The organism is Hydrogenimonas thermophila (assembly GCF_900115615.1).
Classification (GTDB): domain Bacteria; phylum Campylobacterota; class Campylobacteria; order Campylobacterales; family Hydrogenimonadaceae; genus Hydrogenimonas; species Hydrogenimonas thermophila.
The window spans coordinates 1-20,426 of the sequence record NZ_FOXB01000041.1; the positions used below are offsets into that span (position 1 = coordinate 1).

At 33.7% G+C, this 20,426-nt stretch carries 19 protein-coding genes and 2 tRNA genes; 8 read left to right on the plus strand and 13 right to left on the minus strand.

The features are described 5' to 3' along the window. Positions 1–289 precede the first annotated feature (289 nt). The 4 genes from BM227_RS10410 to BM227_RS10425 are packed head-to-tail and all read right to left on the minus strand — an operon-like array spanning position 290 to position 6,324. Complete coding sequence (locus tag BM227_RS10410) at positions 290–1,945, minus strand: ATP-binding protein (protein WP_092913675.1); 1,656 nt, start codon at positions 1,943–1,945, stop codon at positions 290–292. 1 nt (position 1,946) lies between these two features. Next, positions 1,947–3,548 (minus strand): type I restriction-modification system subunit M, encoded by a 1,602-nt coding sequence (locus BM227_RS10415; protein WP_092913677.1) that lies wholly within the window; start codon positions 3,546–3,548, stop codon positions 1,947–1,949. A gap of 10 nt (positions 3,549–3,558) precedes the next feature. Beyond that, positions 3,559–5,091: a fatty acid--CoA ligase gene (locus tag BM227_RS10420; protein WP_092913680.1), complete on the minus strand. Its 1,533-nt coding sequence runs from the start codon at positions 5,089–5,091 to the stop codon at positions 3,559–3,561. Beyond that, the gene (locus tag BM227_RS10425; RefSeq protein ID WP_092913682.1) at positions 5,092–6,324 is read right to left on the minus strand and encodes an OmpP1/FadL family transporter; all 1,233 of its coding nucleotides are present in this window, start codon (positions 6,322–6,324) and stop codon (positions 5,092–5,094) included. It lies immediately after the preceding gene. A gap of 131 nt (positions 6,325–6,455) precedes the next feature. On the opposite strand from BM227_RS10425, the gene BM227_RS10430 reads away from it, so the two are divergent. Beyond that, positions 6,456–8,516: a hypothetical protein gene (locus tag BM227_RS10430; RefSeq protein WP_177202042.1), complete on the plus strand. Its 2,061-nt coding sequence runs from the start codon at positions 6,456–6,458 to the stop codon at positions 8,514–8,516. Positions 8,517–8,518: 2 nt separating this feature from the next. On the opposite strand, the gene nfo is transcribed toward BM227_RS10430, so the two are convergent. Continuing rightward, the gene (gene nfo, locus BM227_RS10435) at positions 8,519–9,376 is read right to left on the minus strand and encodes a deoxyribonuclease IV (RefSeq protein WP_092913686.1); all 858 of its coding nucleotides are present in this window, start codon (positions 9,374–9,376) and stop codon (positions 8,519–8,521) included. 4 nt (positions 9,377–9,380) lie between these two features. Then, positions 9,381–9,860: a hypothetical protein gene (locus tag BM227_RS10440; RefSeq protein WP_092913688.1), complete on the minus strand. Its 480-nt coding sequence runs from the start codon at positions 9,858–9,860 to the stop codon at positions 9,381–9,383. A gap of 76 nt (positions 9,861–9,936) precedes the next feature. On the opposite strand from BM227_RS10440, the gene BM227_RS10445 reads away from it, so the two are divergent. The 4 genes from BM227_RS10445 (at position 9,937) to BM227_RS10460 (ending at position 12,410) form a co-directional block, all read left to right on the plus strand. After that, positions 9,937–10,012: transfer RNA gene (locus BM227_RS10445), tRNA-Glu, on the plus strand. A 97-nt stretch (positions 10,013–10,109) separates the two neighbouring features. Continuing rightward, positions 10,110–10,185: transfer RNA gene (locus BM227_RS10450), tRNA-Glu, on the plus strand. A 131-nt stretch (positions 10,186–10,316) separates the two neighbouring features. Continuing rightward, positions 10,317–11,543, plus strand: a complete 1,227-nt coding sequence (locus tag BM227_RS10455; RefSeq protein ID WP_177202043.1) for an OprD family outer membrane porin — start codon at positions 10,317–10,319, stop codon at positions 11,541–11,543. A 15-nt stretch (positions 11,544–11,558) separates the two neighbouring features. Beyond that, positions 11,559–12,410 carry a hypothetical protein gene (locus BM227_RS10460; RefSeq protein WP_092913692.1) on the plus strand — a complete coding sequence of 284 codons (852 nt, stop codon included), beginning with the start codon at positions 11,559–11,561 and terminating at the stop codon, positions 12,408–12,410. A gap of 15 nt (positions 12,411–12,425) precedes the next feature. Here the strand turns inward: BM227_RS10460 and modD are convergent, their stop codons facing one another. From modD to BM227_RS10495, 7 genes are read right to left on the minus strand one after another with little or no spacing between them, the layout of a single operon-like run. Then, entirely contained in the window at positions 12,426–13,262 is an 837-nt protein-coding gene (gene modD, locus BM227_RS10465) for a ModD protein (RefSeq protein ID WP_177202044.1), read from the minus strand. Positions 13,263–13,278: 16 nt separating this feature from the next. Then, on the minus strand, positions 13,279–14,442 hold the full coding sequence (locus BM227_RS10470; protein ID WP_092913695.1) for an MFS transporter: 1,164 nt from the start codon (positions 14,440–14,442) through the stop codon (positions 13,279–13,281). Positions 14,443–14,450: 8 nt separating this feature from the next. Then, complete coding sequence (locus tag BM227_RS10475) at positions 14,451–14,816, minus strand: NifB/NifX family molybdenum-iron cluster-binding protein (protein WP_092913697.1); 366 nt, start codon at positions 14,814–14,816, stop codon at positions 14,451–14,453. A gap of 12 nt (positions 14,817–14,828) precedes the next feature. Then, positions 14,829–15,167: a NifB/NifX family molybdenum-iron cluster-binding protein gene (locus BM227_RS10480; protein ID WP_092913699.1), complete on the minus strand. Its 339-nt coding sequence runs from the start codon at positions 15,165–15,167 to the stop codon at positions 14,829–14,831. Positions 15,168–15,179: 12 nt separating this feature from the next. Beyond that, complete coding sequence (locus BM227_RS10485) at positions 15,180–15,536, minus strand: DsrE/DsrF/TusD sulfur relay family protein (RefSeq protein WP_092913700.1); 357 nt, start codon at positions 15,534–15,536, stop codon at positions 15,180–15,182. Further along, entirely contained in the window at positions 15,537–16,424 is an 888-nt protein-coding gene (locus tag BM227_RS10490) for an ATP-binding protein (RefSeq protein ID WP_092913702.1), read from the minus strand. It lies immediately after the preceding gene. After that, positions 16,421–17,272 carry a nucleotide-binding protein gene (locus BM227_RS10495; protein ID WP_092913704.1) on the minus strand — a complete coding sequence of 284 codons (852 nt, stop codon included), beginning with the start codon at positions 17,270–17,272 and terminating at the stop codon, positions 16,421–16,423. Before BM227_RS10495 ends, BM227_RS10490 begins: the two co-directional genes overlap by 4 nt. 336 nt (positions 17,273–17,608) lie before the next feature. Between BM227_RS10495 and BM227_RS10500 the strand changes: the two genes are divergently transcribed. The 3 genes from BM227_RS10500 (at position 17,609) to BM227_RS10510 (ending at position 20,103) form a co-directional block, all read left to right on the plus strand. Beyond that, positions 17,609–18,427, plus strand: coding sequence for a DUF4405 domain-containing protein (locus tag BM227_RS10500; protein ID WP_092913705.1), 819 nt, complete (start codon positions 17,609–17,611; stop codon positions 18,425–18,427). Positions 18,428–18,450: 23 nt separating this feature from the next. Next, the gene (locus BM227_RS10505; RefSeq protein ID WP_092913707.1) at positions 18,451–19,188 is read left to right on the plus strand and encodes a sulfite exporter TauE/SafE family protein; all 738 of its coding nucleotides are present in this window, start codon (positions 18,451–18,453) and stop codon (positions 19,186–19,188) included. 111 nt (positions 19,189–19,299) lie between these two features. Further along, entirely contained in the window at positions 19,300–20,103 is an 804-nt protein-coding gene (locus BM227_RS10510) for an iron-containing alcohol dehydrogenase (protein ID WP_092913708.1), read from the plus strand. Positions 20,104–20,426 lie beyond the last annotated feature (323 nt).

Below are 20,426 nucleotides of genomic sequence, written 5' to 3' on the forward strand. Positions count from 1 at the left end.
TCGCAGTTTTGAAGTGTTTTAAAAATGAAACAAAAAGGTATGTTTTTTTTTAAAATTTCAGCCGTTTAAGTTGTTTCTTATAAAACGGCTTTTATCATCATTTTAATATTCCTTTTTATTAATGAAGTTCCACCTCTTACAATCACACACATCCCCCAATCTCACCTCTTTCCACCCGTTCATCCTGTTCCTTTTTATATTTTTCTTTTTTTCAAAAAAATAAATTAAAAAGAAAAAAAGCCCATAAATTCGAGAGTTATTCAAATTTATTTTTTATTTTATTTTTATTTTATTTCTTATTTGCCAAAAAATATACCATATTTTTATTTGCACCCTCTCTTTCTAATTCACCCTCTTCATACATTTTATAAACTACTCTTCTTAAATATTTAATATCCAAACCATCCATTCTTTGATGTATTTCTGAAATCTTACTTTTCGGATGAGCTTTCAAATCTTCTTTAATCAAAGCTCTTAGTGTGTGTTCTTCCATAGTTTTTAGGCTTGGTTTTAAGTTATGCTCCATTGATGATATTACTTTTGGATTAAGCATATACATAAGTCCTTTGGTTCTACCCTCTGTTAAAACAATATTTTTATTTGTCAGCCCACTAACCCAATTTCTAAGTCTTTCATCATCTTGTAATTGTAATATTCTTGCAAGGTCAAAACCCGATATCTTTTTCTCTCTTATAATAACACCTAATGCGATAATCTCTTTTTGGGTAAGTTGATAATGGTTTGCCAAAAAATCTAAAATCTGTAAAACATCTTCATCTACAATATTTGAATAGATTGTTACTTTCATATAGTTTATATCGCTTTCAATATCAGGAAATCTTTTACCATCAAGGCTTAATTTTTCATATATAAGGTCATATCCACTGCCTTCACTTTCCATTAGATTGAGTGCTTTGAAAGTATCTATGAGTTTTGGATTTCTTCTATGAACTTGATGCAAAATATTATCTTTAGTAACTCCAAGAGGCAAACCACCAGGATTTTTGATTTCCAGTCTATCTTTATATACAGATATAAAAATATCACCAGATATAGTGTATGACTTATGAGCAAAAGCATTGATTAAAAGTTCTCTAATTACTGCTTTATTATAGTGACGAACTTGTTTTCTAAAAAGTCCATTTGGTATTTCAAAACTATAATTTAGCTCTATTGCTTCTTTTTCTATTTCAAGCAGTAACTCTTTTGGGTTATATTGATTAAGATTCCATTCAATTTTACGAATTTTTTCTTCATATTCATTATAAACAATATATTGAATAGTAAGCGGATAATTTAATTTGCCTCTTTGTTTATAATCACCTAACCATAAAATACCAAGATTAGTAAGTTTTCCATTATCTATTAGATGAAAATGCTCTAATATTTCGTAATTCTCTTTATCTTTTATAAAATCACTTACTCTATCTGAATTTCTAATATCATCTGTGAATTTTATAATATTCTCTTGTGGTACATCATTGATAGTATATCTTGTAGTTACTAACTCCCATTGAAAAGCACCTTTTTCATGAGCCAATCTTGTAAGTTCTTCACCTTTTACAGGAACGCACTCATCACCAATTCTAATATATACTCTACCATCACTTGTTGTAGCAATAGTCTTTAATGATGGATATATTTGAATAATAGCATATTCACCACCATTATCATGCTTTTTGATTTCTGGATTAACAAGTCCAACACTATCAGTAAAACTTCTTAGTGTTTTTATAATTTTATTTAACTCTTCTTGGTCTATTGTTTGAGTAGAAGGAGGTAATTTGTCTTTATCTTCTATACCAATTATTAAATAACCTCCTTGAGCATTTGCCATACAAACACAGGTTTTTGCTAAATCTTTTAAATTTGAATTATTACCAAATACTTTTTTTAAACTTTTATATTCTATTTTATTAGTTTCAGATTCCAATAACTTATCCATCTTATTTTTCCAGCTTAAACCCAAGTTCAGCTAAATTATGCCTCAACAACTCTTCAAGCTCTCTATTTTTAGCAAGTTCATTAGAAAGTTTAGCTGTTAGCTCTTCCATCTTTTCTTTAAATGGTACTTGTTCTTCTTCGCTTTCAACAATTCCTACAAATCTTCCAGGAGTAAGTATAAAATTCTCTTTTTCTATATCTTTGGTTGTAGCTACTTTATAAACCCCAAGCTTGCTTACATCTTCACCTCTTCTAAATCTTTTGAATCTATCTACTATCTCTTTTATATCCTCATCAGTTAAAGTTCTTTGTTTTCTATCTATCATTTCACCAAAATCTCTTGCATCTATAAAAAGAGTTCTCTTTTTTTGAGGCTTATTTTTATTGAGTATCCATATGCAAGCTGGAATTTGAGTATTAAAAAAGAGTTTATCAGGAAGAGCAATAATTGCTTCAACTAAATCAGCTTTTACAATCTTTTCTCTTATTTTATCCTCTCCCCCAGTCGTTGAACTAAGACTTCCATTAGCAAGTACAAGCCCTACTACACCACTTTTTGGCGGTAGGTGATATAACATATGTTGCATCCAAGCAAAGTTTGCATTATTTTTTGGAGGTGTACCATAGACCCATCTTTTATCATTTCCCAAGCTTGGATGCCACCAATCCTCTTCTTTTTGGTTAAATGGAGGATTTGCAAGTATAAAATCAGCTCTTAAGTCTAGATGTTGGTCTTTTGTGAAGGTATCGGCTGGCTCTTTTCCAAAATTAAAATCAAGCCCCCTTATTACCATATTCATAATTGCTAATTTCCAAGTAGTTGGATTTGATTCTTGTCCATAGATTGAAATATCTCCGACTTTTCCTCCGTGAGTTTGAATAAATTTTTCGCTACTTATAAAAAATCCTCCACTTCCCATTGCTGGGTCATAAACCCTTCCTTTAAAAGGTTCAACTATTTCTACTATGAGATTAACTATCGATTTTGGAGTATAAAATTGTCCTCCGCCTTTTCCTTCAGCTAAAGCAAATTTACCTAAAAAATACTCATATACATGTCCTAAAATATCTTTTGCTTTAAAGCCCTCATATTCAAATGGAATAGTTGAAATCAGATCAACTAAGTCAGTAAGTTTTGACCCATCTATTTGGAGTTTTGCATAATCTTTATTTAACACCCTTTTTAGTTTTGGGTTCTCTTTTTCTATTGATTCAAAGGCATCATCTATCAGTTTGCCAGCACTCTTAAACTCTCTGCCATCAGGAAGTTTAGCACCAATTGAAAGCCTCATATTTTCTTGAATATATTGCCATCTTGCACTTTCTGGTACCCAAAAAACATTTTTTTCTGTATAATAGTCTCTTACTTCAAGTTCTTCTTTTATAAACTCTTCATCATCTCCCAAATATAGTTCACTATCAGGGTTTCTAAACTCTTTTTCAAGCTCTTTTCTTCTTACTTCAAAAGCGTCTGATACATATTTAAGAAATATTAATCCCAAAACTACATGCTTATAAACCGCTGCATCAAGAGATGACCTAAGCTTATCGGCACTTTTCCAAAGTTTCTTTTCAAGATCCAATAAAAACTTTCTTTCTTTCATATTTTACCTTTTATTGCTCTTTCAACTGCTCTTTTAACTTACGCTTCAAAACTTTTCCGGTTGCATTTTTAGGAAGCTCGCCCACAATACGAATATCACGCGGTTGCTTGAAGTTGGCAAGTTTCTCTTTAAGAAATTTACGTAATGCTTTTACATCTACATCTGCATCTTCTGCAGGCTCTATGAAAGCAACAGGAACCTCTCCAGACTTTTCATCTGGCATTCCAACAACAGCAGAAGTACCAACACCATCAAAACTGTTTATAATCTCTTCAATCTCCCTTGGGTAAATGTTTATCCCTTTTGAAATGATCAAATCTTTCTTACGATCGACAATAAAAAGAAAACCTTCTTCATCAAGGTAACCCATATCTCCAGTTAAAAGCCAACCATTGACAATTGTCTCATCAGTTGCTGTTGGATTATTTAGGTAGCCTTGCATTACATTGTCACCCTTAACAATAATCTCACCAATCTCTCCTGTAGGCAGTTCCATCATATTCTCATCAACTATCTTAATCTCCACACCAGGAATTGCAGGACCTACTGACATAGGCTTTTGGAGTGCCGGAGGATTTACAGAAACCACAGGAGAACACTCACTTAAACCATACCCTTCAAGCAGTTTGGCACGCTTAAACTTTGATGTAAAACGATTAATCGTAGCTTCACTAAGAGGTGCGGCACCACTAACAAAGTAACGTACCTTTTGAAACCACATAAAATACCACGGAAGCTTTGCACGACTTAAAGCATTATAAACATCAGGCACACCTACAAACATAGTAACACGCTTCAAAAGAATCTGCTTAATAATATTGCTAAAAGGCATAATGTTTCGTATAAGCACAAAAGATGCACCATAATATAGAGGCATTATGACCGTTACAGTAAGTGTAAAAGCATGAAACATAGGCAAATAAACAATAAAACGATCTTTTCGTGTAAACTTTGTAAGCTCACCTATTGCCTGACAGTTGTGAAAGATGTTGCGATAACTCAGCATTGCACCTTTGGGGTTACCTGTAGTACCTGAAGTGTATATAATGATAGCAAGTTCATCTATCTTTGGAAGCTCTACAGTTTCATGACTCTTTAAAATTTCAAAAATTTCACTAAAACCTATGTTTTTATTGTCCAGCGATTCATAATCGCCTTCCCACACAATTCGCTTAATCTGAGTCTTTTCCCAAAGTGGTTCAACAACCTTTTTAAGCTGACTTGATGCCATTAACATCTTGGCATCACAATCATTTAAAATATATGCAACCTCTTCCTCTTTTAAAAAAGTGTTAATAGGAACAGCAACTGCCCCTATCTTAGTAATAGCAAAGAGACTAATTACAAACTCTTTGGTATTTTGCATAAAAATGGCTACTCGATCACCCTTTTTTATGTCACTCAACTCAAGAAAACGGGCAAGTGTATCTACCTTTTTAAGCAATCTTTCATATGTCAACTTATAGTTACCAATAAAGATAGCCGGCTTACGAGATACAGAGAAACTGAGCATCTCATAGAAGTTTTCGTATGGATAATTCATTTAGAACCTGTACCCTATAGAGATATTTGTAAGGATTGCTCCACCCTCACTAAAAGTACCTTCAATTCCTTTTTCATTTGGAGGTGTATGTATAGTGCGCTCATCTTTATGGTCATAAAGTAAACTAAAACCGGCTTCTAAATCTTTATTTATCTGCATTATCGCCCCTATAGAGAAGATATTTGCATCTGAATCAGGCAATTCAAAGCTAACAGTCTTTTCAGGTATTGGTGTCTCATCATATGCATAACCTGCCATTAGTGTCCACTTTTCATCTAGTTTATGGGTAATACCTATACGGAAGGTATTGGTATCTGACCAATCTTTATCAATTGGTGTTCCAAAAACAGCATCAACTACAGGATTGGTAAAATGAAAATCAAGTTTCTCATATTCTGACCAATATGTTCTCTCATAAACCAATTCTACACAAGTCTTTCCAAAAGTATGTGCAGCTGCTAAAGCCAATGTTGCAGGAAGAGGCACACTGACTCCTCCTGGAGTATCGTAGTATGGAAGAGGGTTTGAACCTACAGCTATAAAACCAGTAGAGCTTCCTTCAAGATTTAGATCTACATTTGATCGATACGTTAAACTAAGAGTAGTTTCCGGCTTTGGTTTATAAGATAGTGCCAAATTATAGCCAAACTCAATTGTATCACCTTCCATATTTTCTGCATACATACCTTCATTAAACAGCTTAACTTTTCCATCACTGTAAATAAGACGTAAACCACCACCTATACTGAATTTAGGCGTTACAGCATATGAAACAGTAGGATTAAGTTCAACTACCTTAAGAGTAAACTCCTCTGCATACATCTTTTGAACTGCACCATCCCACTTTTTGGAAAGACCACCAGGCTCAACAAGAGAGAGACCAAATCGAAAGTTTCCCACTTTAGGACTTATATAATGAAAATATGGAAGTAAAAAATCTTCAGTTTTTGAATTATCGTCTGCTGGCACACCTGCAACACTTCCTCTATACTCAACTTCTGGCAAATGAATATAAGTTAGTCCTGCTTCTAAAAGTTTATCTCCTTCAATCCAACTCATATTTGCAGGGTTGTAGTAACTTGCATCAGCTGAATCAGCACCGGCAACATAAGCTGCACTAAGTGCCATAGAACGTGTAGACTGCTCTGGTATCTTGTATGCACTTGCCATTAACACTGTTGCCGTTGCCATACTTGTCACAACAGTACGGACAAAAAAGTCAGTATATTTCATAAACACATCCTTGAGCGGTTTTGTAGCAATACTATCTAATCTAGGATAAAAAAAAATTAAATTAATCTCTAACTTAAAGTTAAGATTATAAAATGTTTCAAAAAAGTTCAATAATAAGAAGGATTTTAATTATGAAAACTTGGCATATACTTTTAAGCAGTGTTACTGCTATGCTACTGTCAGGATGTGGCGGAACATCAGACAACTTTACCTCATCCCAAGCAGTTGGTGGATATATCATTTTAGATACAAAAGGAGGAAATATTCCATATCCAAATGACATCTTATTTGCTCCTACAGAGACAGAACCTGCAGATGGTACTGTTAACATTCCTTTCGATCCAGACAGTAGTGACGCTGGAGTTAAATCTGCTCTAAATACTCTTGATGGTTTTTCTACTACAGCACCAATAACTGTTAGTGTAAGTAGTGATATAAATAGTTCTACACTGCCTGGAAATATTCATCTATACAAAGTTGCAGCTACTGACTCAAATGCAACTTCTCCTATTCCAATGGTAGAAACTATCACTTCAGAATTACAATTTGGGCAAGATTATGTTGCAACATATTCAAATGGGAAAATTGCCATACTGCCTCTTAAACCTCTTGAGAGTCACTCACACTATATGGTTGTTATGACTAATGGGATCAAAAACAATGTAGGTGAATCAATTGCACCAGATTACACTACAACTCTTTTGATTAACAATACACATCTGTTTGACAATGAAGGAAACCCTGCCATTATTCTTGACAGTGACCCTGAAACCAATATTGCAACACTTAAAATACTTGCAGGATTACAACAATTAACCCAGCAGATGCTTGCAGTTGCCAACAAAGATGAAGGAATTTCTGCTTCTGATATCATATCTATTTGGAGCTTTACAACACAAACCATTGGAGATGTTGCACAGGCATTTGCAGATCAAAACTATTCACAAGCCGTGCTTGGACTTCAAGATACAAATTTGACATCTAAAGATATATTAATGGCGGCAGGTTATGATGTCAATGAGTCTATGGCTGGTATTGCAAAAGTTTATGCCGGAACTCTATCAAATCTTCCTTACTATCTTGGTATTCCAACCGAAACAGATCCAACTGCTCCACTTCATAAATCATTTGAGTTTGAGAATGGAAACAATCTACCAAAAGTTGAAGCTAATGTAACTATACCAGTCTTAGCGACAGTTCCAAACAGTGCTTCCGGTTGTACAAAGCCAGACAACGGATGGCCAGTTGTAATTTTCCAACATGGCATAACACAAAACAGAACTAACCTATTGCCAATTTCTGAAAGCTTTGCAAAAATTTGCTATGCAGCTGTTGCAATAGACCTACCACTGCATGGTATTGATGATAATACCAGTAAATTATATATGAGCAATATTGAACGAACTTTTGATGTTGACTATGTTACACAAGATAGCGAATGTAATACAATAGCAGCTCAACCAGATGGAAAACCTGATTGTTCAGGAACACACTATATTAATCTCAAAAGCCTCTTGACTGCTCGGGACAATATGCGCCAAAGCACATCTGACTTTATAGCTTTAAAAAATGCTCTTGGAACTGCCATTGGAGTAAAGTTTGATGCTTCACAAGTATCTTTTGTAGGTCACTCTCTTGGAGCTATGGCTCCATTTGGATTTCTTACTCATAGAAAACTTGATACTGTTGTATTGGCAAACCCTGGTGGAGGAATTGCAGAACTTCTTAACAACTCTCCACGCTTTGGTCCTGTAATTGAAGCTGGGCTTGCAGCAGAAGGCATAACAAAAGGTTCACCTGAATATGACTCATTTATGTTAGCAACACAAACAATCATTGATGATGCTGACCCAATCAACTATGCTGAAATGACTGCAGCAAACCAAAAAATGCTTTCATTTGAGGTAATTAATGATCAAGTTATTCCAAACAGTGTTGAAACCGCACCACTATCTGGTACAGAACCTCTGTTAGGACTTATGGAAGCAAAAAATATTTCAGACTATGCAATACCTGCACTTGTAACGTTAGAAACAAACAATACTGCAACCCGCTTTACAGATGGAACACATAGTTCATTCCTTACACCTGATGTTCCATCTGTTATGACAGAGATGCAATCTGAAATGGCAACATTTATCTTATACAAGGGTGAAAAAGTAAATATCTCAGATGATTCAATTATAAAATAATCCTACTTTTCCACTAAATCATAAAGGGCCTGGATCTCCTGGGCCCAGATAGACTCGTCTATAGTTTCTAAAATTAATGGAATATCATCCATTCTCGGATCATTCATAATAAATTTAAATGGTTCCCAGCCAAGTTCGCCTTGACCTAACGAATGATGACGATCCACTCGACTGCCTAAAGGCGGTTTGGAGTCATTTATATGCATGCCTCTAAGATACTCAAACCCAACAATTGTATCAAATTCGTTCATAGTTTTTTCATAAGCTTCTCTTGTTCGCAAATCATACCCTGCAGTAAAGGTATGACAAGTATCTAAACATACACCTACACGAGATTTATCTTCACACTTATCTATTAGATATGCAAGATGCTCAAATTTATAGCCTAAATTACTGCCTTGCCCTGCCGTATTTTCTAATACAAGAGTAACACCTTCTGTCTCATTCAATGTAATATTCATAGCTTCAGCAATACGATCAAGACACTCTTCTTCACTAATCTTTTTTAAATGGCTTCCTGGATGAAAGTTAAGTTTATCTAACCCTAATTGTTCACAACGTTTTACTTCATCAATAAATGCTTCTAAACTTTTCTGTCGCTTTTCATCTTCAGGATGACCCAAGTTAATCAAATAACTGTCATGAGGCAATACATGCTTTGGCTCTATGCCACTCTCTTTCAAGTTTGTTTTAAACTTCTCAATAGTCTTCTCATCAAGAGGTTTTGCTTTCCACTGTCTTTGATTTTTGGTAAAAAGAGCAAATGCTTTAGCTCCTATTGCCTTGGCATTTAAAGGAGCATTGTAAACACCACCTGAGGCAGATACATGAGCACCAACAAATTTATTAATATCTTGCATTATGTTACTTCTCCACTATTTTGATCAATATATGGTTTGTTTTATCCTTAAATCGAGCTGATGTCGAATCAAAGGTGTAGATTATATCAAATTTATCTTCATCAAAAATTTGTTGTTTCCACTTACCTCTCTCTTTATGTAAATCCTCATTATTAAAGATTGGCTTTTTTAAAAATATATTTGCAAGTGTACCTTTTGGATATTTTACATTCAAATAACTCCTATAAAACTGCTCTTCACTCATACACTTAGAGTCTATACATATTCGTTTACCAATAGTCAATGTAAAAACTGCTTTACCAGAAGAGTAGACTTGAGCTTTTACTTGCCTTTTTCCTCTATAGATAAACCCCATATCTGCATACTTAAGTTTAGGAGATTTAATAACAATTAATGAAGCTTTTGGTACTTCATAGTAGTTTTTAGAACACCCGCTAAATAAAAAAAAGAGAGATAAAAAGATAATTTTTAAAAAAAATTGCATATTTTTCCTTTTTTAGTTATAATTTTATAATATTTTAAGTTAGATTTACTATAATTCCATCCACAAAGCCGTTGATGGCCCCTTCATCTAGCGGTCCAGGATGCAAGGTTTTCATCCTTGTCACAGGGGTTCGAGTCCCCTAGGGGTCACCACCTTTTTTCATTTTTGCTTCAATTTTAATATTGCAAGCAGCTATTTTATAGCAATTTAAGTTAATTGTTTATAAACTTACTCTCTAAAGCCGTTGATGGCCCCTTCATCTAGCGGTCCAGGATGCAAGGTTTTCATCCTTGTCACAGGGGTTCGAGTCCCCTAGGGGTCACCACCTTTATATCTCACTTATACCCACTCAAATATCAATCACAAAACAAATCTGTATAATTGACACTTTTTTAAGTAAAATAATATATTTCCTATGTCAACATTATGATATTAATTATCATTTTAGGAAATTTTGTGAAAAAGCTTATTTTTCTTTTTGCTATATCTCTTTCTCTTACAAAAATCTTGGCTGCAGATATGGTAAATGAACAGATAGACATTACTACTATTCGTAATTATATTGGTGATGTACAACCTCTTGAACATACTAAGGCACAAATAAGATTTGGCTTTTTAAATTTAAATATGGCTGATGAGTCACTTAATGATACTAAATCATTTGCAATAGGAGGTCATTTACATTTAGGCTCTAAAAGATGGCATGGAGTAAAAGTTAGTTTTGAAAGCTATGCTGTAAAGGATTTAACTCTTCTCTATAATTCAGATGATACAAACAGAGATTTTTTTGATAGTCAAGGTAATGGCTTCATAACACTCTCACAAGCTTTTATTGATGGAAAATTTAAAAATACCACCATAAAACTTGGACGGCAGATGATAAATACTCCACACCTAGACTCAGATGATATAAGAATGATGCCTAACTATTTTCAAGCTTTTGTCATAAAAAATAGTGATTTTAAAAACTTAGAACTAACTGTGGCAAAAGTAGATAAAATGGCTGGTTGGGAGAATGGATTAGACTCTTCAAAATTTATAGACATAGAAAAAGTAGCTGGTTCAGACAAAAATAGCGATGGATTATATATGCTCTCTGCGGTCTATAATGGTATTGAAGATTTTAATTTTCAAGCTTGGTACTACTATCTTAGAGATTTATATGACATTATTTATCTTGAAATAGTAAAAGAGTTTAAAGTAAACCAAGCAACATTTACACTTGGACTACAATATGATAGATCAAATGGTATTGGAAGTATGCTGCTTGGAGATATTGGATCATCTACATATGGAATTACTCTTCATACTCATTACAGTGGGCTACAACTCCTTTTTGCTTATAACAAAGATTTGGGTAAAACAGGAGCTATTGGAAGCTTTGGAGGAGGACCATTTTTCACCTCTTTGGAAGATCAGACAATTGATGCTATTGGCGAAAAAGGTGATGCCTGGATTATAGGATGTGAATATAACTTTAAAAACTTCAAATTGAGTACTATTTATGGTAGTTTTCAAGCTAAAAATAAAGAAATTTATAATGTTACTGAAACAGACTTTATTTCTGAATATGAGATTAGTAATCGTTTTTCTGTAACATTAGCATATGCTATGATTAATGATAAGAATTTAAATAATGGCTATAATCAATTAAGATTTATTATGAATTATAATTTTTGGTAAAAGGAATATTATTTTATGAAAAAAGCTAGTATATATTTCTTATTCTTAATACTAAACGTATATGCAATAGAGTTTCAAACAGTACACTCTAGTATGCACTCTTATATTGAAAATATAAAATTTGAAAACTCAAAACAAAAAAATGATGGTATTATATTTGGAATTGGAGCAGATATCCATATAGGAGCATCTGAGTATAAGTTTACTTATGAAAAAGGTAATACAGATACAAAAAAACCACCACTTGACAAAGACTTAAAAGTAGATAAGATTTTCTTGCAATATAGCTATAAATTTAGTGAGAAAATATCTACAAATATAAACTATATTAATATTAATGACAATATTGCCATTACAGATAATGGTAAGGCTTATGGAGTTGGTTTAAGCTTTAGAACGAATAAAAAGTTATCTACAAATTTAACACAATTTTATGTTGACTATAAAGATTTTAATACTTATCAAAGTGATTTAAATATAGATTATAAATTTAAAATAGAAAATATAAAACTCTCTTCAAATATCAAGTATATAGACATTAAAGAAAAACAAAACAATACCTTTACACAAAATGCAAAAAGCAACTATCTAACCTATGGTTTTAAAGTTCACTCACACTATAATAGTTGGCATTTTGGAATGGCAAGTTATTTTGGAAAAAGAGCTTTTGCTATTATGAATAATGGCTTTAAAATACAACACCATGCAATGGAGTTTGAAAAAACATTTTCAATTGGTATTGGAAAAACTTTTGGAAAAACTATAGTTAGGCTTCAGCATATATATCAAAAAGCAATCGAGCTTCCTATTCAAAATAGAGATGTAAAAATTAATAATACAAGATTAATAATTAATTATAAATGGTAAGTTATAAACTTATTACTAAATAGTCTCTATATTAACCTTTATATCAGCAGGATTTGCATAATAGAATGGAGCAGTTGTAATTACTCCATCAACTCCTGCTGTAGCATACTCTTTAACATTTTCAAGTTTTATTCCACCTGTTGCAAATAGACGAATATCAGGGTAATTCTCTTTTAGAATAGATACAACTTTCAAAAGAGTTTTTACAGGAAACTTTTCTAGTTGAAAAAGACGTACTCCAATTTTTGCAAAAGTTAATGCATCTTCAAATGAGTCGACTTCAACAGCTATCTGTTTTTCAGCCATTGAACTCTTTTGTAACTCTCTAATCCTTTTTAAAAGCACCTTTTCATCCAATAAATTTCTATGATTTTTAAAGATCAAAAACGTTTCAGACAAACCAAGTCTATGAGGATGAGCACCACCACTCATTACTGACTTTAGTGCTATTTTTTTAAATCCAGGCTGTGATTTACGCGTAGTAAACAGAGGTACACTACCTGCCTCTTTTACCATTAAGTTGGTATATGTCGCAATACCACATGCATACTCTAAAATATTTTGACACACTTTCCACGCTCTATGAAGAGATCCTGCTTTACCTTCCGCTTTAACTATAACTTCACCACTTTTCAAACTCTTTCCAGAGGAAACCATCTCTACATAATGTACACCAACTTTTCTTAATATACGGGCAACCTCTTCACTGCAAGAGACAACCAAATCTTCTCTTGCAGTAAAGGTCATCACTGCATCAATATTACCAATCCCTAAAGAGTCGGTAGTCAGATCAAAATATGGTAAATCCTCTTCTATTAACCTATCTATCTCATATTCTGTAAAGTGTATCATCATTGAACCTCATCAATTATAATGCTCTCTTCTCACTTGCTAAAAAAAAGGTTAATGGCAAAGCACAAAGAGCCAAACCTATTGCTGTTTGATATGTTGCAGTCAAACCATAGTGATCACCTATAAACCCCATCAAAAAGACAGTTGATGATGTCACACCAAAATTTATTGTCATATAGATGCTATTTAAAAAAGTTGGCATATCTGTTTTTAGATCATGAACTAATGCCAACAAGACAGGTCCACTTGCAAAAATAAATAGACCTATCAAGCTCAAACTAAGAAACATTGAAAATGTACTCTTAGAGTATAGAAAGAGAATCATAAAGAGTACAGCTAATAGACCCGAAACAAAGAGTGTCTTTTTACGACCTATTTTATCTGATAGAGTCCCTGAAGCCAAAGTTCCAATCACTCCAAAAAATTGTAAAACTGAAAGAGAGATACCTGCATACCAAAGGTCAAACCCTTGATTTGTCAAATATAGAGGGAGATAGAGAGTCATAACCACTTTCAAAGATGACTGAAAGATCATAAACATTGCTATCAAAATAAAAAAGCGATAAGTTTCAGATAGAACCTTTTTTACATCTCCCTTCTCTTTTGTTTTGGTTACCTTGTAATCTTCTCCAAAATTTTTTAGCCTAAAATATAGTATTAATGAGGCAACAAGCCCCAAAGGCATTACCCTCCAAATGCCTTCCAACCCCCAAAAAGTAATAGCAGCGGTAACAACAAGAGGTCCAAGCGTACGTGCAAGTTCACCCCCTGCCATAAAACAGCTCATTCCAAAACCTGTCTTATCTCCTGAAGCAATCTTTACTATTCCAGGTGCAGGTATATGAAAAAGAGCTGTACTTATACCAGCAATAAAGAGCAATATAAAAAGAGTAATATAAGAGTCTGCCAGACCCAAAAGAGTCATAGCCATTGCAGTTACTGCTGGAGTTAAAATAACAAAATATCTTGCATCTTTTCTTTGTGCCAACAACCCCAAGAAAGGGTTAAAAAGTGCAGGAATTTTTCTAGCAATATCCAAAAGTGCCACCATAGATAGAGATATACCAAGCTTCTCTATCAAAAGCGGTAAGATAGGCGCCAAAAAAGATGTATATATATCATGCACCATATGAGCTATAGATATGGTAGCTACTTCTATTTTGTTAAATCTTTTTCTCATCAAATAACTCAGTGTGCAGAGCAGGTACCTTGACCTGAAATATTTTTCAACTCATTCTTTAAAAGTTTCTCTATACTCTTCTCAACTGTTGGAGACTCCGGATCATAATATACATCAAGACCAGCCTCTGCAAATTTAGCGGCAGGTGAGCCTCCAATACCTGAAACTACAAGCGCATCTGGGTTTAGTGCCATTATGTTACTAACTGCATTAGCACAGGCACCACTAGAGTGTCCTGGATTTTCTATAACATCAACATCAACTATCTTACCATCTTCCAAAATGATAATTGTATAAAACTTTGCCTTACCAAAGTGAGCACCTCTTCTTGAAAGATAACCCATATTCTCATCTGTTGGATAAACTACTCGCATAAACACCTCCTTTTAAAGTTGTCTCTCTAATATTCCATTTTTATACGCTTTATAAGCCTCTTTTACACTTAAATCACCTGCTCCAATATAGATCTTTAAATCATACTTTTTTAGTATCTCCAACGCTTTCTCTCCGGCACCATTTCCGGTAATGATAACATCAGGCTTTAACTCGATCACCTTTTTAGCAGTTTGCAATCCTGCACCATGATCCATTCCCTCTGTATTATTAGAAAAAGCCTTCAACTCATCTTTCTCTTCATCAAACAGAAGCAATGTATCCATTCGTCCAAATCTTGGATCCATTGGACTATCCCAACTATCACCCTTTGCAGTAAAAACTATCTTCATCTCTATCCTCCGTTAAAATGTCAAAACTTTGTCACACTCAACTACCCAATTTGCCAACTCATCCATTGTACCTTTGATCTTCTCATCAAAATATGGCTGATTTTTGTTTAATCCACACCTTGCTTGACAAGTACCGCACACTTTCAACTCTACACCATTTTCATACAACTCTTTTAACATTGCAACTAAATCTGTATCGTAAAAATCTGGTTTTACTGTAGCTTCTCTAGCCAAATCGACACTATCATTCATTAGAAAAATTTTTACTTCAGAACCCTTCTCTTTCAATCTCTTTGCCAATCTTAACCCATTCCACGTCACATCGCTACCATCATATGGCTGATGGTTAAATACTATTAGAACCTTCATTTAATGACTCTCCTTTAAAATAGATTTGATCTCAACCCAACTACTCTCTAACTGCTTGGAAATAGCACTATCAGGATCAAACTCAACAATCGGCTTTGCCACTGCCATAGCTTTTGTAAAAGTCTCATCATATGGCAATTTCCCTACCACCTTTACACCTTCATTCTCCAAAAACTCTTCAATCTCTTGACTCATCTCACTGTTTAAATCGAACTTATTAATGATGCAAACCGCTTTTAAGTTGAAAGTTTTAAGCAGTTTATAGACTCTTTTTAGATCGTGTAGTCCTGAAACTGTAGCCTCTGTTACTAAAACCACCAAATTTGCACCACTTAAAGATGAGATGACAGGACACCCGATCCCTGGACTACCATCAGTTATGACATACTCTTTATCCTCTTTTAATGCCAATATTTTCGCTTCCTGCTTTACCTTTGCTACAAGTTTTCCCGAATTCTCTGCTCCAAATCCTAGTTTGGCGTGAACCATTTTTGTACCTGTCTTAATGTTGGATCGAAACAGAAGACCAGCCTTTTGAGGTATCATAGATATTGATTTGGTTGGACATATCCGACTACAGTACCAACACCCCTCACACGATATGGGATCAACTCTATGTTGTTCATCAATAACATTAATGGCATCAAATCGGCACACATCAAAGCAGTCACCACAATTGGTACAACTCTTCTCATCAATAAGAGCAGTTTCACCACTATAAAAATCTTCACTTGTCTTAAAGTCGGCACCAAGAAGAAGGTGCATATTTGCCGCATCTACGTCACAATCGCTTATAATGGCATTAGAGCCTTCTAAAACTGCAAACGATGCACTTATGGAGGTCTTTCCTGTTCCTCCTTTACCCGAAACAACAACTATCTCTCTCATTTTAAACTTCCTATAAAGTTTGCAATCTCTTCAAGCGACCTCTTAAAATGCTCTACTCTTGTATAGATCATCTCACCTTTTGAGTAGCACTTTGCGATCTCTTTATCGTTATGGATCTTTGCTATGATCTCTATGCCCTCTTTTTTACAGTACTCTTCTACGCCATTGTCACCTATTCCGTAACGATTTATGACAACCCCAAACTTTTGGTTTAATACTCTCATAGTCTCTACAGCTAACTCCAAATCATTTAAACCAAATGGTGTTGACTCTGTAACCAAAATTACAAAATCGCTATCTTTACTCGCTTCAATTACAGGACAGCTTGTACCAGGAGGTGCATCTAAAAGTTTCAAATAGTCAGGGTAAGATTCATCAACATAGTCGATAGTTTGAGCTATAAGTGGTACTGCCATCTCCTGCCCTAAATCCAGCCTTCCTTCAACCAAATTGAAGTAACTTGTATTGAACTCACATATTTCACCAATTCTCACTTCCATCATTGGTAAAGAGTTGGTAGGACATAGCTCACTGCAAGCATAACAGCTATGACACAACTGTGGATATACCATTATCTCTTCCGGCAGTGCTACTATTGCATTAAAACGGCAAACATCAGCACACTCTCCACATAAAGTACAATCTGAACTTTCCCATTTTGGAACAGACTTTTTAGCTATCTTTGCTCTGGTTAAAGCAGTATTTAAAAAGAGGGCTGAGTTTGGCTCTTCAACATCTAAATCAACCAAAACTACCTTCTCTTTTCGTTGAGCCAAAAAAGCAGATAGATTTGTGGAAAGTGTTGTCTTTCCTGTACCGCCTTTTCCACTGGCAATAGTAATTTTCATCTTAATACCTTTAAAAACAAGAAATTGAATTATTAAAGTTTGCTTTATTTATACTTATTTTTAAAATATTTTTTAATATTCAACTAAACTTATAAAAGATAGAATATACCAACTAAAATAGTATACATAACTCAAAAAGATGAAGAATAGTACATCTTTTCTCAGTAAATGTCAATAAAAATAGGCTTGACAAGATGAACATATGTGCAATATAATGCTATTATTTTATTGAACATATTCTTATAAATAAATTATGAATTATAATTCATAATTTTTAATTATAATCAAATTTTTATAAAGTTAAAATAGCCAATAACTTACAAAAAGGTTTTAACAATGCTAAAAAAAATAACTTCATTGACTCTGGCCATCTCATTTTTAATAATGACATACACTGGAATTATGCTTTTCATTGCACCTCACGGTAGAGTTGCGTACTGGAGTAACTGGCACTTTTTAGGGTTAACTAAAAACCAATATGGTGACTTACATACTACATCTATGATACTCTTTATGTTAAGTGCTGCACTGCATATCTACTATAACTGGAAACCTTTGATGAGTTACCTTAAAAATAGTGCAAGAGAGATCACTTTTACAAAAAAAGAGTTTCTAATTGCATTTTTAATCAATTTTATATTTGTAGTAGGAACTCTATATATGGTACAACCTTTTAAAATCTATCTTGAATTTGAAGAGTCAATAAAAGATAGCTGGATCAAAGATTATGGCGAGCCACCTTATGGTCATGCTGAAGAGACAAAGCTCTCAACATTTTGCAGAAAAATGAATATTGATCTAAAAAAAGCAAAACAAGCACTCAATGAGCATAACATTATTTTTAAAGAGAATCAATCTCTTAAAACAATTGCTAAAAATAACCATACAACACCAAATGACATTTACAAAATCATTCAGGGATTCACAATAAACAGTTCAACTATGTCCATAAAAAGAGGATTTGGCAGAAAGAGCTTAAAAGAGTTATGCAAAGATGAAGGTTGGAGTGTAGATCAAGCAGTAAAAATATTAAAACAAAACGGTGCAATAGAGCCATCAAAAGATAGCAGAGTTAAAAATATTGCCGATGATATGGGAATTACTCCATTTGATATTTATAACCTCTTGAAAAAAAATTTAAATAAAAAACAATAATATATTTAAATATTGAGGTTATTATGGAGTTTTTCCTATTTGTTTTAATCGCATTTATTCTTTCTGTACTTTTTTCGATGGCTGGAGCTGGGTCGGGTATTGCACTCATTCCTATTTTACACTTTTTTGGCATAGATTTTACTCTTGCCAAAGCAGTGGGTCTTTTTAGCGGTTTTTCAACAACAGTTACATCAACACTACTAAACATTCGCCGTAAAGCAGTTGATCTAAAAGTCACTCTACCTCTTGCCGTTACGCTCTTAATATTCGCACCCATTGGAGCGCAACTGTCACGTTTTACAAACCCAATAGTAGTAAAATATTTTTTTATTATATTTCTTATCTTTAGTGCAACTATGATGCTATTTTTTAAAAAAGAGGCAAAAGTTTGTTATGACAAACCATGGGTTTTAGGTTTACTTGGCTCTACTGTTGGTTTACTGGCAGGTTTTTTGGGTGTAGGCGGTGGAAACATACTTATGCCTCTACTCATACTACTTGGGTTTGAGCCTAAAAAAGTAGCTGTTGCTGTAAGTTCAGTTATTCCATTCTCTGCATTCACAAGTTTTTTAAGCTATGCAAGTTTTGTACAAATAGACTGGAGTCTGCTTGGTGCTTGTGCATTAGGCTCTATTGTTGGTGCAACTGTTGGTAACCATATACTTCACTTCAAACTATCACAAAAGCAGATCAAAAAGATAATTGCCATTATTCTTTATATGCTTGCTGTAAAAATGACATACTCAATTATTATGTCATAATCCTATTTTGTTCAGTTATTTTTATTACTATAGTAAATTATTTTTATGCTTAATTAATAAAACAGCTGATAAAATTAACATGTATTGTGATATTAAAGAAAGGATTTATTTATGTACGGTTATTTTATGCCAACAGAAAACTTTATGGGAATCGGTTGTCTATCTGAATTAGGTAAACAGGCAAAAACTTTGGGTGGAACAAAAGCTCTACTTGTAACAGGTAAAAGCAGAAGAAACTCTGAAACAATAGTTAAACTATTAAAAGATAGTGGAATAGATAGCGTCATTTACTCTGATGTTCAACCAAATCCAACAGTTAAAAATGTACATGACGGTGTAGACCTATATAAAAAAGAGAATTGCAATATTATCGTTGCACTTGGAGGAGGAAGTCCCATAGATTGTGCAAAAGGAATAGGTTTAATTGCAACCAATGGCGGATCAATAAAAGATTATGAAGGTTTAGATAAATCTAAAAAACCAATGCCGCCATTTATTGCAGTTAATACTACAGCTGGAACAGCTAGCGAAATGACTCGTTTTACTATCATTACCGATACTGATAGACATGTAAAAATGGCAATAGTTGATTGGCACGTTACTCCAAATGTCTCTTTTAATGATCCAGAGTTAATGATAAGCATGCCAGCTCATTTAACTGCTGCAACAGGAATGGATGCTTTAACTCATGCAATAGAGGCTTATGTTTCTACAATCGCTACCCCAATTACAGATTCTGCGGCAATAAAAGCTATTGAGCTGATTAGTAAATATCTGCGTCCGGCAGTTGCAAATGGTGAAAATATTGAAGCACGAGAAAAAATGGCATATGCAGAGTTTTTAGCCGGAATGGCATTTAATAACGCTAGTTTAGGAAATGTCCATGCTATGGCGCACCAGTTAGCCTTTTTATAAAAAATAACTTAAAAAGGACAAAAAAATAAAAAAGCAATAGCTTTTTAAAGCTATTTTAAAAACAACCAATTTTCAAGAGATTTTTCTCTTGAAATGAGTTTGATTTTGAAAGCACTTTTAAGAGTTTAATCTAAAATTATAACTTTAGATTAGAGTGCTTTTACAATCAAACTAAGTTGGTTTGATTGACAATTAAAAGGTGATGGCACTATTACAATTCCATCATCAATTTGAAGTAAATTAGCTTTAGTTCTTTAACTTATCACTGTCTAACCATAGCAAAAACACGAGAGGGGTTATAAGGTTCATTGTTTTTAAAGATG